Annotated in this window: 12 protein-coding genes; 8 read left to right on the top strand and 4 right to left on the bottom strand. The window is 50.6% G+C overall.

All coding sequences use genetic code 11. The features are described 5' to 3' along the window. Positions 1–535: 535 nt before the first annotated feature. The 3 genes from KJS47_RS01790 to KJS47_RS01780 are packed head-to-tail and all read left to right on the top strand — an operon-like array spanning position 536 to position 5,977. On the top strand, positions 536–2,443 hold the full coding sequence (locus KJS47_RS01790; RefSeq protein ID WP_213522262.1) for a putative thiazole-containing bacteriocin maturation protein: 1,908 nt from the start codon (positions 536–538) through the stop codon (positions 2,441–2,443). Beyond that, entirely contained in the window at positions 2,440–4,380 is a 1,941-nt protein-coding gene (locus KJS47_RS01785; RefSeq protein ID WP_213522261.1) for a TOMM precursor leader peptide-binding protein, read from the top strand. Before KJS47_RS01790 ends, KJS47_RS01785 begins: the two co-directional genes overlap by 4 nt. Positions 4,381–4,402: 22 nt before the next feature. Continuing rightward, complete coding sequence (locus KJS47_RS01780) at positions 4,403–5,977, top strand: SagB family peptide dehydrogenase (protein ID WP_213522260.1); 1,575 nt, start codon at positions 4,403–4,405, stop codon at positions 5,975–5,977. Between the two features lie 231 nt (positions 5,978–6,208). On the opposite strand, the gene KJS47_RS01775 is transcribed toward KJS47_RS01780, so the two are convergent. Both KJS47_RS01775 and KJS47_RS01770 read right to left on the bottom strand, forming a co-directional pair. Continuing rightward, positions 6,209–6,634: an exosporium protein C gene (locus KJS47_RS01775; RefSeq protein ID WP_213522259.1), complete on the bottom strand. Its 426-nt coding sequence runs from the start codon at positions 6,632–6,634 to the stop codon at positions 6,209–6,211. 314 nt (positions 6,635–6,948) lie between these two features. Then, positions 6,949–7,794, bottom strand: coding sequence for an SDR family NAD(P)-dependent oxidoreductase (locus KJS47_RS01770; protein ID WP_249716044.1), 846 nt, complete (start codon positions 7,792–7,794; stop codon positions 6,949–6,951). A 502-nt stretch (positions 7,795–8,296) separates the two neighbouring features. Here KJS47_RS01770 and ppsA point away from each other — a divergent pair. The 3 genes from ppsA (at position 8,297) to KJS47_RS01755 (ending at position 13,033) form a co-directional block, all read left to right on the top strand. After that, on the top strand, positions 8,297–10,909 hold the full coding sequence (gene ppsA / locus KJS47_RS01765) for a phosphoenolpyruvate synthase (RefSeq protein ID WP_213522257.1): 2,613 nt from the start codon (positions 8,297–8,299) through the stop codon (positions 10,907–10,909). Between the two features lie 226 nt (positions 10,910–11,135). Further along, positions 11,136–11,573, top strand: coding sequence for a VOC family protein (locus tag KJS47_RS01760; RefSeq protein ID WP_213522255.1), 438 nt, complete (start codon positions 11,136–11,138; stop codon positions 11,571–11,573). Positions 11,574–11,734: 161 nt separating this feature from the next. Continuing rightward, positions 11,735–13,033, top strand: a complete 1,299-nt coding sequence (locus KJS47_RS01755) for a VTT domain-containing protein (RefSeq protein ID WP_213522253.1) — start codon at positions 11,735–11,737, stop codon at positions 13,031–13,033. A gap of 79 nt (positions 13,034–13,112) precedes the next feature. Here the strand turns inward: KJS47_RS01755 and KJS47_RS01750 are convergent, their stop codons facing one another. Next, positions 13,113–13,955 carry an aldo/keto reductase gene (locus KJS47_RS01750; protein WP_213522251.1) on the bottom strand — a complete coding sequence of 281 codons (843 nt, stop codon included), beginning with the start codon at positions 13,953–13,955 and terminating at the stop codon, positions 13,113–13,115. 223 nt (positions 13,956–14,178) lie between these two features. Here KJS47_RS01750 and KJS47_RS01745 point away from each other — a divergent pair, with 223 nt between their 5' ends. Further along, on the top strand, positions 14,179–14,463 hold the full coding sequence (locus KJS47_RS01745) for a hypothetical protein (RefSeq protein WP_213522249.1): 285 nt from the start codon (positions 14,179–14,181) through the stop codon (positions 14,461–14,463). 62 nt (positions 14,464–14,525) lie between these two features. After that, positions 14,526–14,750 (top strand): hypothetical protein, encoded by a 225-nt coding sequence (locus KJS47_RS01740; protein WP_213522247.1) that lies wholly within the window; start codon positions 14,526–14,528, stop codon positions 14,748–14,750. 102 nt (positions 14,751–14,852) lie between these two features. On the opposite strand, the gene KJS47_RS01735 is transcribed toward KJS47_RS01740, so the two are convergent. Then, a complete protein-coding gene (locus KJS47_RS01735; RefSeq protein WP_249716042.1) occupies positions 14,853–15,254 on the bottom strand; it encodes a VOC family protein in 402 nt (133 codons plus the stop codon). Between the last annotated feature and the right edge of the window lie 195 nt (positions 15,255–15,449).

Genomic DNA, 15,449 nt, shown 5'->3' with positions numbered 1-15,449 from the left:
AGCATGCAAGTGCTCGAAACCATGATTTATGGAGGGTTTTCCTTATGATGCAACCACAAAATGATCTTCAACACTTGAGCGTCTCCCAGTTTCAGGTCGGGGAGATGACGCCTTGGAACCAGCAGAACCCGTACACAGCCGATCAAGGCTTCAACCCGTCTGATCCTTCCCGGCTCTGTGTCGGTATCGGCTTCTGCGCTGGGGTTTGCGGCGGTTTTTGCGCTGGGTTCTGTGGCGGTTTTTGCGCTGGAGTTTGCGGCGGTTTTTGCGCTGGAGTTTGCGGCGGTTTTTGTGCCGGGCGATGCGGTGGCTTTTGTGCCGGGCGATGCGGTGGCTTCTGTGCCGGCCGATGCGGATTCGGCCCTCGCTGTCGGTAACCCAGATCAGTCTATTGAGAAGCCGCTTCGATTCGCGGTGAACGGCTCACCCCTGTACAGCCTTCGGTTGTCAGGGGTGTTTCTCTATGCTTGTCGGCGGGGCATGAGGACAAAGAGGGAATACATAGGATAATTCTGCAACAGTAAGGAGGAGTGAAATGACAAATGTGACCCCGGCAGCACGCTTGCAAGTAAAGGCGGATACCTTTTATCTCCCCTCTCCGAACGGCAATGGCGTCTATTTCCGGAATAACGTCGGCACCTTTCAAATGGAAGGGGAGATGATTGATCGATGGATAGAGAGCCTGATCCCCATGTTCAATGGAGAAGCTACCTTAGAGGCTATTACTAGCGGATTGTCGCACCCGCAGCGGAATCATGTCTATCAAATCGCGGATGCGCTGCTCCAAAAGGGCTTTGTCCGGGATGTGAGTCAGGACCGGCCTCATCCTTTAACGAAAGCGATTGTCGACAAGCATGCCGCCCAAATCGCTTTTTTAGACAGCATCGGCGATTCCGGAGCCTATCGGTTTGCCTGTTATCGACAAGCCCGCGTTTTAGCGGTCGGATCGGGACCGTTCTTCGTATCGCTGGTGTCTGCATTGTTAGAGTCGGGATTGCCCCAGGTCCACATGGCCATAACGGATCCCGCCTCGACGAATCGGCAGCGGCTGGCCGTTTTGGCGGAGCAAGCACGCCAGACGGATCCGGAGGTACTGTTGGAAGAGATTTCGCTGCCGGAAGGAGAGGAGGATTGGCGGGAAGCGATAGAGCCTTTCCAATGGATTCTTTATGTGTCTCAGGAGGGAAAGATCGAGGAGCTCCGGCGTTTGCAAGCGCTTTGCCGGGCGGAAAAGAAGGTGCTGCTGCCGGCCATGTTCCTGCACCAGACGGGAATCGCTGGCCCGGTCGTCCATCCGGAGTCCGAGGGCTGCTGGGAATCGGCTTGGCGCCGGCTCCACCAGACAGCGGTCTATAAGGAACCGGATCGCCATGTCTTCTCGTCCACTGCGGGGGCCTTGCTGGCGAATGTCATCGTGTTCGAGCTGTTTAAAACCGTTACCGGAGTCGCAGAGCGGGGAACTGCGTTCTTTCAGCTTGATCTGGAAACATTGGAAGGCAGCTGGCATCCGTTCCTGCCGCATCCCTTGATACGCGGATGCAAGGCAGCCGAGCAGGTTCCACTGGCGCTTGAAGAGACGGACAGAAGCGAACCGACCCGTTTGCTGTCCTATTTTAGCCGACTGACCTCGGAACGAACAGGGATACTCCATACGTGGGAGGAGGGAGACTTGAAGCAGCTCCCGCTCTCTCAATGCCGCGTAAGAGCGGTCGACCCGTTATCCGAAGGACCGGCGGAGCTGCTGCCGGATCAAGTCATTGCGGGTCTGACACATGAGGAAGCGAGGCGGGAAGCGGGACTATCCGGAATCGAAGCGTATGTGACCCGATTGGCGGGCGCGCTTGTCGAAACAACGGAAATTGTCGGGATCGGGGTCGGGCAAACGGCTGCAGAAGGCGTGGTGCGCGGATTGCAGGCCAACTTGGCCGGGCAGCTGGCCAAGCGGCAACAGGTTCGCAGGCAAGCGGTCACTCCGGTGCGGTTAACGGCAGTGGAGGACAAACGCTGCCGGTACTATTTGCAGGCATTGACCGCTATGAGAGGAATGCCGGTTATCGGATTAGGAGAAGGAGTGTCCGGATTCCCTACAGTATGGGTGGGTTCCGGGGATGCCTGGTTCGGCAGTTCCGGGATAACGATCACCATAGCTTTGCAAAAGGCGCTGAAGGCAGCGGTGCAAGAGGTGCAGAATCCTTCCTCCCGCCACGAAGCTCAAGCGGCGGCGGAAGCTTCTGTGGTGCTGCTGGGCAGGGAAGCCGCGTGGGATTTGCCGATCCCTTCCGGCGAAGGAGCCGCACATTCGGACATTTTGCGGGAAGCTCTACAGATTCTGAAGAAGAACGGCAAGAGCCTCTCCGTTATGGACCTGGCGGTGGAACCGTTCCTGAAGGAAGAACTTGCGGGCGTGTACGGCGTGCTGCTGCGAGAGGAGGAGTTCGTATGAACACAGTGGCTATTGTTGGAGATGGAGAGCTGGCGGACCTGGTCTGCAGAGAGCTCTCCTCTCTTTGCCGATTGGTTCGTTTGCAAGATGGAGACGCCGAGCTTCCGGCAGCGACCGATTTCGTCTTGGTGCTGCATGACGGCTGGCGGCCTTCGGTCCATCAGAAGCTGGAAGAACGCATGCGGACAGCCGCCATTCCATGGCTGCGAGGCTTCGTCGCCTTCGGCGAGGGAGTGATCGGGCCGCTTGTTCGCCCCGGAATCCCCGGGTGTACCGAATGCGCCGACACCCGCCACCTCATGGCGGGACGCGATCGCAAGGAGATGTGGATGCTGAAGCAGCGTCTGGCGGAGACCGGAGGGGCGGCGAGCGATGCGTGGGCATCGCATGCTGGATTGTTCCAGATGGCCTGCCTGCTCGCGATGGAAACAGAGAGAGTGCTCCGGGGCATCCCGCCCCGTACGGAAGAGCGGATGATCTACATAGATATGAGAACGTTGACCTGCACCAGCCATTTCTTCCTTCCGGACCCATTGTGCCCAGTATGCGGCCGTTTGCCCGAAGACACGCCGGAGACGGCTCGACTTTCCCTGCAGCCTAGACCCAAGATGAGCGAGAACAGCTTCCGCTGCCGAACGCTCGAGGAGCTATCGAGCTTCTTGACACAAGAGTATCTCGATTATAAAACCGGACTGTTGAACGGCAAGCTGATCGATCTCGTCTCTCCCTTTGCCGATACGATCGTCCACCTTCCGATGTTTAACCATGAGGAGGCGACGGCTGGCCGGACGCATTGCTACGCCGACAGCGAGCTGACCGCTATTCTGGAAGGATTGGAGCGGTACTGCGGAACGGCTCCCCGCGGCAAGAGGGGGATGATCAGAGGCAGCTACCGCCATCTGGCGGAGCAGGCTCTGGATCCAGCCTCGGTCGGCTTATACACGAAGGACCAGTATGAAATGCCTGGTTTTCCGTTCAAGCCCTTTTCTCCGGACGACCCAATCGATTGGGTGTGGGGCTATTCGTTTATGCGGGAATGTCCGATTCTGGTTCCGCAGCAGCTAGCCTACTATAGCACGAGCTGCGGACAAGGGTTCGTCTATGAAACATCCAATGGCTGCGCGCTCGGAGGAAGCTTGGAGGAGGCTATTTTGTACGGCATTCTGGAAGTGGTGGAGCGGGATTCCTTCCTGATGACTTGGTACGCGCAGCTTCCGCTCCCGCGGCTCGATCCTCTCTCTGCGGACGATCTAGAACTCGAATTGATGGTAAGACGCGTGCAGGCCGTCGCCGGATTCGACGTGCATTTGTTCAATGCGACGATGGAGAACGGAATCCCCAGCATATGGGCATTGGCGACAAACACGAAAGCAACGGGAATCCATCTGATCTGTGCGGCAGGAGCCCATCCGGATCCCATTCGGGCGGCCAAAAGCGCCGTTCATGAAATAGCGGGCATGATGCTTACTCTTGACGACAAGGTCGAGAAGAACCGGGAACGCAACGAACAAATGTTCCATGACCCGCTGCTGGTGCGCGAAATGGATGATCATGCGATGCTGTACAGCTTACCGCCGGCAGGGGAGCGGCTGCAATTTCTGCTGGAGGAAAACCGCCCGATGCGAACCTTTCAGGATGAGTTCCGTCCGAAACCGTTGCATTCGGACCTGACCGAAGATCTGAAAGACGTCCTTCTCGCGTTCCGTCAGCTGGACCTCGATGTGATCGTGGTCGATCAGACAACGCCCGAATTGAAACGGAACGAGATGGCCTGTGTGAAAGTGCTGATTCCCGGGATGCTTCCCATGACATTCGGTCATCATTTGATCCGAGTGACCGGGTTACCGAGAGTTTTGAACGTACCAGCAAAGCTTGGCTATACGAAGCTGCCGCTGCTTCCGGACCAGCTCAACCCGCATCCGCATCCGTTCCCGTAAACCCGCATGAGGAGGGAAGAGGATGAATCTGGAAGCATTCCTGCGTGATCTTCATGCAGATGCCCATGAAACCAAGTCGCCGGATGGGGAGATCGATTGGGAGGATGCGCCGCTTCCCTACAAGCTTTATCGCAGCCTGCCGGTCGTGCCTCTGTCCTCGGAAGTCCCTATAACGCTTAGCGGACAAAGACCACCCGCCGAGCCGGATCCGGATTCCATCGGTCATTTCCTCTGGCATGTCTATGGCCTCACCCAATTGAGCCAGCTTTCCGCAGCGAACTCCATCTCCCCATCAGCTGGACCGATCCAGATGATCAGGCGGTTTGTCCCATCGGGCGGAGGTCTCTACCCGAACGAATTGTATGTCTATCTGAGGATGGCGGAGGCTCCTGCCGGCATTTATCATTATGACGCGGCACACCACCGGTTGGTTCTGCTTCGGGAAGGGAATTTCGATTCTTATGTGGCCCGGGCGCTCGGGAATCGATGCGATCTATCCGGCTGCTTTGGCGCTGTGTTCGTGTCCGTTCAGTTTTGGAAGAATGCCTTCAAATACAGCAATTTCGCCTATCGGCTGCAAGGTCTGGACACAGGCGTTTTGATCGGGCAATTTCTAGAAGCAGCGAAACGATTCGGGTATGAAACGGGTGTGTACTTCCAGTTTCTCGATCGGGCGGTCAACCATCTTATTGGGTTATCCGATCACGAGGAGAGCGTGTATGCGGTCATGCCGCTTTCCGTTAAGCCCGCGGCCTCCTGGTTCCATAGAAGAAGTGGGGAAGGAGAGGTCACAGCGTTAGAGTTGTGCCGGGAGCTGCCGGCCGTTCGGCATGAACATTACATGAGATCCCAGAGAGTCAAGCAGTCCCCGATGCTGAACATGATGAACGAAGCGTCCATGCTGCATTCCACAAGATCGTTCCGGCAAGTAGGGGAGGAAAAGAGGGCTTACAGCGGCTTACAGGCTGTCTACTTACCGCGCGTGGAACGGTTGTCCTATGATCTTGCCTCGGTTTCTCGGAAGCGGTATTCGCCGGAATCGGATTTCGTATTGAGCAAGCTGTCCCAAACGGAAGTAGGTGCTCTGCTGCAGGAGGCGGTGGCTTCCTTCACCTATTCCAACGACTTGACGGGTTCCCATGACGAACCTCTATCGCGGATTTCATTGTATGGATGTATGTATAACGTGGACGGCATGGCAGACGGTGCTTATCACTATGACCACGCCGCTCATCTGTTACGCCGAGTTCTTCCGGGCGATCATCGGTTCAGGCTTCAGCAGGGAATGTCGCTGGATAACGTCAATCTGTTTCAGGTACCGCTATGCTTGCATGTAGTTGGTGATAAGGATCACCTCGTATCGGAATTAAGCTACCGAGGGTACCGGATTCAACAAATGGAAGCGGGGATGCTTGTTCAGCGGCTATTGCTGGCGGGAACCGCCATGGGCATGGGAGGGAGGCCGCTGCTAGGGTTTCTTCCGAGTGTGATTGATGATATTTACAAATTGCCGGATCAGGGCAAGACCGCTTTGATCCAAATACCGCTCGCACCCTATCGGCAGCGTCCCCGTCTGGAAGGGGCATTGCACAGCTGACAGACGGATGTCCGAAGCTCGAGAATCCAACTGGCTCCAAAAAATTGGGGCATCGATGACGCGCTCATAGACCATATTCCGGATAGGAAGCCGAAATGATGGAGATCTATCAGAGCTGCGATCACCGATGCCCTTAAGGTAGATCACGATGTTACTGAGCGGCTAAGCCGCCCTCTAATCCCGTCTGCTTGATCGAATTTCAGCTGCGCTGGTCCTAATCAACTAGTCGATTTAGGTTCTCGTTTGAACGGCTAACCCGCTGAACGAGATAGGGCCAACAACAACCGCTCTTGTGTTTGCCGTACGGTTTTCTGCTGTGACCGTATAAACGCGGGAACCCGCTCTTACATTTCTATCTTCCGCCTGAAACGTAACCGAATAATTTTGCTCGGATCCGGTCGATTCGATCCCTTGCTGTGTGTTGTAGATTTCTACTCCGTCGCGGAACACTCTAAAAAGAATTTGGGCAATGCCTGTGACACCGCGAACACCAACGGTTGCTACAAGGTCTACCCGATTCGGTTTCGAATTCATTGGAATTCGTAAAGTAATTGTGGCAAGGCGGGTTCTTGCCGGCGAACGCTTGATCGTGACTGGGTTTGCCAGGTTGAATCTGCGGCGCGGCTGGACGGAAGCTTTATCAAGGATACGTGCCAAAACTATCAACTCCTCTTTCTTTTGATACCTCCAAACTATGTTGGAGAAGGAGAGATTGATTGGACAAGGGTGGAATTGGCATTCCTATCCTATAAATGATCAGGCGAGCAATGGTGCAGAGGGATCATGCATCTAATTGGTTTTTTCGCTGATGGACGAATCATTCTTCGGAAATGTGGTATGACGCCAAAAGTAAAAAAAGAGCAATTCTCCTTGCAAGAAGGGAATTGCTCTTTCGTCTTATTGGATAGTATTCGCGCAGGTTTAGGAGCGTTCCGCTCGGTAAATAGCCGGTTGGCGGCCCTTCTAACTGATTATAGTAGAAAGGGGGGGATGATTCGCCCATCAATATCGGTGAATCCGTATTCCCGGGCAAGATCACCAACTTGTAGCACCAGTCCGTTTTTAAGCTGCACTTCGCCATCCCCTGCCAAGGCAGACACAGCTCGCCCAATATAATACGGCGACTCAGTGTGTTGAAGAGCTTCAACCTCTCTCCAATGATCCTCATCTGTATCGAAATTCCTTAATACCAGTTCTGTTCTCATCCAACCAGGGGAGACCGCTACCACCGTTATCTTAGTGTTTTTAAGATCATGAGCTAATCCAAATACGGAGCGGTTAATCGTATTCTTGGCAAGGTCGTAATAGAAAGTTCCCAAATACTTATCCTGATCCCGAAATGTGGTATGTACGATTAATCCAGAATCAGCTTCCAACAGAAGTGGGAGCGCATAATGGTTTGTCGCGATTTGTGCACGTACTCCGCTCTGAAACATAGCATCCCACAAGTACAGCGGATACTCCCAGAAAGGTTTGGATTGTAAATTCACTTCCAAGTCATGCAGTCCCCAAACGTTATTCACAAGTATGTGGAGACGTCCTTGTTCCTTTCGGATTCTCTCGATCAAAGCTTGTGTATCCTCATCATTGGTATGATCGCAACGACATGCGTAAGCCTTTCCTCCATTGTTTAGAATCTCCTCGACAGTTTCATCAATACTACCTGGAAAACCATGTGTAGTAGTACCTCGTAAACTTCTTCCGGTCACATAAACTACTGCTCCGGCTTTCCCAAGTTCAACGGCTATTCCTCGTCCTGCCCCCCGACTTCCTCCGGTTACGAGAGCGATTTTCCCAGCAAGTCTCTTCAAGCTCATCCTACTCCTTCGTAGTTATTTCTTTCATCATACACTAGTAAATATGTCATCTAGTGTCATAATGGGGTCATGAGAAGAAGGTCATTTCCATGCTGGAGAATGGCGAAATCATCGCGGATGAGGCGGTCAAACTGTTGAAGGGTGAAGCAGCCGGAACGGGGCGGAACTGTTGCTGGCGATTCTCGAGAACCGAAGCACGAAGCAAGCGATCCGGCAGCTTATTAAGGAGCTTCAACGATGCAAGTCGATGTCCAGACTCAGGACGGTACGGAAGTGTAGATTAAATTGTAGGCTCAAACGAGGATAGGAGCGAAAATAAAAAAGAACCTGGCCGGTTCGCCAGGTTTTTTTGGATTGCCTATAAAAACATACGATGCTATAATGAGTCCACGACTGACTTCAGCAATCATGGGCGCAAATATCTTATCCTACATACTTAGTATACCATGCCGATTCCCCCTTGTCAAATGCTTCTTAAATGAATGGTTAGGAGAGATGTGGAGTGAGTTCATTGGTTCTCGGCTTTCAGGAAATGGACAAAACGCAGCTTACGCTTGTTGGCGGCAAAGGTCATCATTTAGGGGAATTAGCAAGGATGGAAGGGATACAAGTACCAGAAGGATTCTGCGTCACAACCTTAAGTTATCAGAAAGCCATCGATCATAACGAATCTTATCACGCTTTGCTGGATCGACTAACGATGCTAAAAGCAGAAGATCGAGAGCAAATTGGGGAAATAAGCAGGAAGATTCGGCAAGTCATTACGGATTCAGAAATGCCTAACGACGTTAGGCAAGCTGTTGTTCACTATCTCTCCCGGTATGGCGAAGAACATGCTTATGCCGTGCGTTCCAGTGCGACTGCCGAAGATCTGCCGCATGCTTCTTTTGCCGGACAACAAGACACCTATTTGAACATTGTCGGCAGAGAAGCCATCCTGCAGCATATCCGCAAATGCTGGGCTTCTCTATACACGGATCGCGCGGTCATCTATCGGATCCAAAATGGATTTGACCACAAGCAAGTTTCTTTAGCCGTTGTCGTGCAAAGGATGGTGTTCCCACAGGCATCCGGGATCGTATTCACCGCTGATCCGATGACTTCCAATCGAACGCTGCTGTCCATTGATGCCGGTTTTGGACTTGGAGAAGCGCTCGTCTCCGGCTTGGTGTCGGCCGATAGTTACCAAGTACGGGATGGGGAGATCGTCAAGAAACGGATAGAGACCAAAAAGCTGGCTATCTACGCAAGTAAAGAAGGCGGAACGGAGACCCGCCCGATCGACCCCGATCAGCAGCAGACTCAAACCCTGACCGACCAACAAATTTTACAACTTGCACGCATCGGGAGACAGATCGAGGCTTATTTCGGCCAGCCGCAAGATATCGAATGGTGCTTGGCGGATGGTGCATTTTCTATCGTCCAGAGCCGGCCCATCACGACTTTATTCCCGATCCCGGAAGCGAATGATCAAGACAACCACGTTTACCTATCGGTCGGCCACCAGCAAATGATGACGGACCCGATAAAACCATTGGGATTGTCTTTTTACCTGATGATCACTCCTGCACCCATGCGTAAAGCAGGTGGAAGGTTGTTTGTTGATGTTACACGTATGCTGGCTTCCCCTGTCAGCAGAGAAACTTTTTTAAATACTCTGGGTCAATCCGATCCGCTCATAAAAGACGCATTACTGACTATAATAGAACGGAATTTTATCAAATCGCTGCCAAATGAAAATAAAGAACTGGGCACCAGTAATAGCAGGGTAGGCAGGCCGCCTACAGGGGTTCAACCACAAATCGAAAATGATCCGACAATCGTTTCTGATTTGATTAAACGTACTCAAACATCGATAGAAGAGCTCAAACAGAGCATCCGAACGAGATCGGGAGCGGAGTTGTTTGATTTTATCCTGGAAGATATCCAGCAATTAAAGAAGATCTTATTCGACCCACAAAGCACGGCTGTGTTCATGACAGCGATGAATGCTTCCTCATGGATCAATGAAAACATGATGGAGTGGTTGGATGAAAAAAATGCAGCAGACACGATTTCTCAATCTGTGCCGGGCAACATCACTTCTGAAATGGGGCTGGCGCTATTGGACGTCGCAGATGCGATTCGTCCGTATCCACAAGTAATGGAGTATTTACAGGTTGCAAAAGAAGATACCTTTTTGGAAGATCTGGTTACGTTTGATGGCGGACTGGAAGCCCAAGCCGCGATTCAGGCTTTTCTCGACAAATACGGAATGCGTTGTGCCGGAGAAATTGATATAACCAGAACGCGTTGGAGCGAGAAACCAATTACACTCATCCCAATCATTCTGGGTAACATCAAAAATTTTGAGCCAAACGAAAGCAAACGGAAATTTGAGCAAGGACGACAGGAGGCACTGGAAAAAGAACAAGAGTTACTAGAGCGATTGAAGGCATTACCGGATGGGGAACAAAAAGCTGCAGAGACAAAACGAATGATCGATCTAGTCCGGAATTTCATCGGGTATCGCGAATATCCCAAATATGGCTATATGAATCGCTACATCGTTTATAGACTGGCTTTGCTGCAAGAAGCCGAGCAACTCGTACAAGCGGGCGTTATTCATGAGAAAGAGGATATTTATTACCTCAGTTTTGAAGAGCTTCACGAAGTCGTACGCACCAAGAAGCTGGATTACCAGATCATCATCAAACGAAAAGACGAGTACAAATTATATGAAAAACTGACTCCGCCGCGAGTCATTACTTCTGAAGGTGAAATCATAGCGGGCAAGTACAATCGGGAACATGTCCCGCCCGATGCGATTGTGGGGCTGCCCGTTTCCGCCGGAGTCATAGAAGGACGAGCGCGCGTCATCTTAAATATGGAGGATGCGGATCTGGAGGATGGAGATATATTAGTCACCTCCTTTACCGACCCTAGCTGGACACCATTGTTTGTATCGATAAAAGGCTTGGTCACCGAGGTTGGCGGATTAATGACCCATGGAGCCGTTATCGCGCGTGAATATGGCTTGCCGGCCGTTGTTGGGGTTGAAAATGCCACAATGCTGATAAAAGATGGGCAGCGAATTCGCGTGCATGGAACAGAAGGATATATCGAAATCTTGTAGTGGCGGAATCCCTCAACGGATGAGCCTTTGGGTTTGTTCTAACGAACAGCATTGTCTACAGGCTGTCATGGAGAAAAGGGCGGTACCTTAGCCGCCCTTTTTGTCTTGCCATCTTATCTTTGGAACGTCCCAGCGGGTGAGAGTGAGCGAGAGGATAATGGGAATTTTTGCTGAATAAATCTAGGGAATGGAAAACGATCTAATGATAAGGAGGATGCAGAACAGGATGAACAAAGATAGCAACGGTGCAGAGGTGATCGGTTACTGCTGCTTGAGATTTCCAGTCACAAATTTGAAAATATCGGTGGATTTTTATTGCGATGGGTTGGGCTACGAATTGATTTCAGCGGATTATTCGTTTGGCGAGGCTCATATTGCGTTGAAGAACAGGAACGGTCCGAGTATCTTTTTGATGGAAACCAAACCGGATGATGTCACCCAATTGAAGTTTGTCTTTCCTCGTTCCTTCTTTGTCACAAGCAGTACGGGGCATGTGACGATGGTTGAACTCTTAACGAATGATTTGCTGGCCTTGCATGAACGGCTGAAACAAGCAGGAGCCCGGATCGATCAAGAGCCTGTATTTACAAATAAATTCGGTTATTTCACCTTTTATGATCCGGACGGGCACTATATCCGGGCGGTCGAAGAAAATGTTGGATGACAAGCACATAGAAGGTTAGCCGCTAATTTCTACATATCCCCCAAAAGCTCAAAGCTTTTGGGGTATTTCTTTTTACGACGGTAAAAACTAACAAGGCATGAATGGAACTTTTTTGAAAGATACTAAGTCCCTTTGGCATAAGAGCTTGTATGGAGGTACAAATGACGCAACTCATCCAACAATTAATGGATCAATATGGGTACTACGTTTTAGGGATTGCCCTAATGCTTGAACTTCTTGCTCTGCCCCTGCCCGGAGAAGTTCTGATGACATATACAGGACTTATGATTTTTCAGGGGCATTTAAATTGGGGCTTAAGTATTCTAACGGCCGGTTTTGGCGCCTCCCTAGGAATGACGTTATCCTACTGGATCGGTTTCAAGCTGGGGACGCCTTTTTTTGAAAAGTACGGCGCGAAAATCCATCTCGGACCGGATAAGCTCAGGAAGACGTCAGAATGGTTTGAGCGCTATGGGAACAAGCTTTTGCTCATTGCCTATTACATTCCCGGAATCCGTCATTTCACCGGTTATTTTTCGGGAGTTACCCGTATGCCGTTTCGAACCTATATGCTTTTTGCATATACAGGTGCGTTTTTATGGACGGGCACATTTATTTCGCTTGGAAAAGTCCTCGGTCCCAAGTGGGAGCAGTTTCATCATACCATCACCAAGTATTTAATCATTGCCGGGATGATAGCGGTACTTCTTTTTGTCGCAGTCTACATGTTCAGACGATACAAAGCTCAAATGGTTACGATAACGTTAGCAGGACTGAATAAAGGGGTTCAAACGTTTCATTCTCTTGGAAAGGTTAAGCTTCTCGTTGTCATTGCGTTTGGCGTATTTCTTATCCTGTTCAGCGTGATGGCAGGCTTGATTCAAGACTTTTTAGCGGGTGAGTTTGCCGATTTTGATGCGGTCACGACCTTTATCGTGAAGGCTGTTTTTGATGAGACATGGACGGGATGGATGAATCGGTTTATGGATTTAGCATCGCTTCCGGTGCTTTTCACTATTGTCGGTCTGACGGTTGTATGGGTTTTGATAAAGGGGAGAGACCGGCTGCTGGAAGTATCATTCTTATTGTTTGTGTTGATTGGTGGAGAGCTTTGGGATGAAGGGCTGCGGAAGTTGTTTCATCGAACCGGGCCAACGAGCCTTATGAATACTTTTCCGAGCGAGCAGACGTTAATTACGATCATTTTTTTAGGTTTCGCGATGTATCTCTTTGTTCGGCATGTAAGGATCGCCTGGATTCGAACCGGCGCGTTGCTTCTTGTCCTGGCTGTTTCGTTCCTTGTAGGCATCAGCCGTATTTATTTTGACATTCAGTATCCTAGTGATGTGGCAGCCGGATACGTATTCGGTGGAGTCTGGCTAAGCTTGAATATTGTCTTATTAGAACTATTCCGGCTTTTTAAGAACAACAAGTCGAACCTATTCCCTGAAGACAAATAAGCCTGTTGAGAGTTCCTCAACAGGCTGACCACCAGTTCCTGCAAGAGGGACTAGCGGTCTTTGTTTAGGCAAACTGGACTTAGAAGTCAAAATTGTCAGGGTCCGGTCCAACCCGGAGGTCCTGGTTCAGCGAATCAATCCGGGTCATCTCTTCGCTCGTCAGCTCGAAGTCGAACACCGAGGCGTTCTCGATAATCCGGTGTGCCTTCGTCGATTTGGGAATCGTTACGATGCCGTTTTGCAAATCCCAACGCAAAATGACTTGGGTGACCGACTTGCCGTGACGGGCGCCGATTTCCTTCAGCTCCGGGTTGTCCAGCAGCTGGCCCTGCATCAGAGGCGACCATGCCTCGATCTGAATGTCATGCTGGGCGCAGAAATCGCGCAACGCTTGCTGGCTGAGCCGCGGATGGAGCTCGACCTGGTTCACCATCGGCTTTATTTCGGCATCCTTCATCAGGTCCTCCAGGTGATGAATCTGGAAGTTGCTGACGCCGATCGCTTTGACGCGTCCGGCCTTGTACAGCGCTTCGAGCGCACGCCAAGCGTCCTTATACTTACCGGCCACCGGCCAGTGAATGAGATACAGATCGAGATAATCGAGCCCCAGCTTTTCCAAGCTGGTGTCAAAGGCGGCGAGCGTCTCTTCATAGCCGAGATCGGCGTTCCATACTTTGGAAGTGACGAATAGGTCTTCGCGGGAGAGTCCCGTTTCTTGAAGGGCCTCGCGGATAGCTTGGCCGACGCTGCGCTCGTTCTCATAGATGGCCGCCGTGTCGATGCTGCGGTACCCATGGGCGACAGCCGCTTTGACGGCATCTACGAGCTCTTGACCTTCCTCGACTTTGAATACGCCGATGCCGAACCACGGCATAGCCTTGCCGTTATTGAGAGTCGTAGTTGCTTGCAGATGTGTTGTCATAAAAAAAACCTCCAGTAGGTGTGTATCGTGATAGGAATCATCGGTCGATGTTTATTATGAGAGGAACAAACGTTTTTGGCTAGTACGCACTTCAAAGTAAGATAGGTACTAAAAAGTGCCTGTAGCGATGTACACGGGCGAAGTGGACGAGTGAACGCAAAACGTATTATTCCCAGCACTAGCGCAAATTAGTAACGACGGTAGAAAGCGAGGAAATATCATAATGAGAAGAAAACAAACACTTTGGTTATTTTTATGTCTTGTTTTGATTGTTTGCTTATTCAGCTGGAGGTATGTAGAACGTACGCCAAAAATTCATGGACAATCTGTTGAAAAAGTTACCATCCTGGATCCCCATGGCAGGACCGTCTTAGTAACTTTGACTTCGGACGATCGTACTGCGATTGATGTTGTGGCTAAAGCTATAAGTCAACAATCAACCCTTATTGAATTAAACAAAAACGAGCCAAATTATTGGATCCAGCATGACACCAATGTCATCCTTTAAAATGAAGCACGATGACCCGATGGGGGAGGAAGGCTTGAAACAAAAAAGAGGGAGAGTGGGCTGTGGTTATTACCCAACAAGAAGAAAAGATGATTAAGGCTCTTCGTGAGGCAAAATTGCCACCTTTATTTGTGCTTGTGCGTATAAGAAATGAAATTTTGAATGACACAGAGAATGTTGAAGAAAACCGCAGAGATGTCGTCATAAAGGCTTTAGAAAAATACATTGGCCCCTTATGGGATGATTTTCGTAAGGGAAAGAATCCACAAGTCAAAGAAGAGGCTTAAGGAAAGGAAGATCGAGTTAGAAGTCGCGTTTGTTTAGAAATATTAAAAACAGCGGCAGTTGAAGACCTACTAAAGTCTTAAACTGCCGCCGAACTAAGACAGCTACTTAAACTTGCCGGCTCCGAATAAGATCACGTATCCGTCAGGATCGCGGATCCCAAACTCCTTCCAGAGCATGTCACCTTGATCCTCCTGTTTGATTTCGTAATGAATGAACGCGCCATCCGCTCGAAATTGCTCAAGTAATCCGTCAATCTGTTCCCAATCCGTATAGGCGTATGTATCACAGCCGGCCACAGGCCCTTCCCAGTTTTTAGGGTACGGAATTTGTCTCGGCTTTTTGTTCGGCACTACGTCCTCGTGGTTCTCCGCCTGGTATAAAATAAACCCAAGCCGGGGGTGTTCCCGCTCCGCGTGTCCCCAGCCGTCAACTTTACAGCCAAGCGCTTGCTTGTAATAGTCCTTTGATTTCTGCAAATCGGAAACTAACCGGATTTGGTTCATAGACAACGGCCTCCTTTTTAACGAATCGATCACCAACATCATCGTCAATTTCAGTACAGCTTGTTCCCGCTTGGTCAAAGCTCCTTTCGAGGGGTACTCCAAGTGACCGGTCATTACCCGATACTTCTTGTATGGCCCAAGCGAGCTAATGTTCGACTCTATTATATACAATATATGGAAAATGGTAAGCGATAA

Source organism: Paenibacillus sp. J31TS4 (genome assembly GCF_018403265.1).
Lineage (GTDB): Bacteria > Bacillota > Bacilli > Paenibacillales > NBRC-103111 > J31TS4.
Note: the sequence above shows the minus strand (reverse complement) of the source record. Positions and strands in the feature narration are given on the sequence as shown.